Genomic DNA, 1,183 nt, shown 5'->3' with positions numbered 1-1,183 from the left:
CGTTCGCCGGCGCGTTGGGGGCGCTCGTCCTCGTGTTGGGGCTGGCGGCCGGACGCACCGGCGCGCTGCCGCCCGCCCGGGTCGTGCTTGCCGGGGCCGCGGTGGGACAGATCTGCGCGGCCTACACCTCGTTCATCGTCATCATGAGCGGCGACCACGACGCCGCCCGCCGCGTCCTGAACTGGACCCTCGGCTCGCTCGCCGGGGTGCGCTGGACGGGCGCGGTCACGCTCCTGGCGATCGTCGCCGTGGCCTTCGTGCTGATCATGGCGTACACCTCGGCCCTGGACGCCTTCGCCTTCGGTGAGTCCGCCGCCGGTTCCCTCGGCGTGAACGTACGGGCGACGCGCTGGACCCTGCTACTGGTCACCGCGCTGGTCACCGCCGGGCTGGTGTCGTTCACCGGCGCCATCGGGTTCGTCGGCCTCGTCGTGCCCCACCTGGTGCGTCTGGTGTGCGGCCCGACGCATCGGCGGCTGCTCCCCCTCAGCGCGCTCGCCGGCGCGTTCTTGCTGGTGGTCGCCGACACCCTCGCCCGTTCCCTGGTGGACGGGCAGGAGATCCCGATCGGCGTCCTCACGGCGGTCGTCGGCGCGCCGGTCTTCGCCTGGCTGCTGCGCCGCGAGGGGAGGTCGACATGAGGGTCGGCGCACAGGACGTGACCTGGATACGCGGTGGACAGACCGTCCTCGACAGCGTCACCGCCGAGATGCCCGAGGGTGCGGTCACCGGCCTCATCGGGCCCAACGGGTCGGGGAAGACGAGTCTGTTGCTGTTGCTGGCCGGGCTGCACCGGCCCGCCCACGGCCGGGTGCTGCTCGGCGAACGCGAGGTCGCCACCCTCCCCGCCCGGGAACGCGCCCGACTGGTGGCCCTGTTGGAGCAGCAGGCCGCCACCTCGCTGCCGCTCACCGCGCGTCAGGTGGTCGAGCTGGGCCGGATTCCGTACCGGGGCCGCTGGCCCGGAGCGGCCGATCCGGCGGCGTCCGTGGTGGACGAGGCGATGGCCGCGGCGCATGTCCAGGAACTGGCCGAGCGCGGCTGGAACACCCTCTCCGGTGGCGAGCGCCAACGAGTCCAGCTCGCGCGCTCGCTCGCCCAGCAGCCGTCCGTGCTCCTGCTGGACGAGCCCACGAACCATCTCGACCTGGGCCACCAGCTGGACCTGCTGCGTACGGTACGG

The 1,183-nt window shown here is 73.3% G+C and carries 2 protein-coding genes; both read left to right on the top strand.

From position 1 onward, the window contains the following. Window positions 1-641, top strand: a 641-nt coding sequence (locus AN216_RS00415; protein ID WP_139140820.1) for a FecCD family ABC transporter permease, incomplete at its 5' end; no start/stop codon positions are given. After that, a partial coding sequence (locus AN216_RS00410) for an ABC transporter ATP-binding protein (protein WP_070194542.1) occupies window positions 638-1,183 on the top strand: 546 nt, incomplete at its 3' end. The genes AN216_RS00415 and AN216_RS00410, both read left to right, overlap by 4 nt.

This window comes from Streptomyces oceani (genome assembly GCF_001751245.1).
Taxonomy (GTDB): domain Bacteria; phylum Actinomycetota; class Actinomycetes; order Streptomycetales; family Streptomycetaceae; genus Streptomyces; species Streptomyces oceani.
The sequence above is the reverse complement of the archived record's forward strand: the minus strand, read 5'-3'. Positions and strand labels throughout refer to the sequence as shown.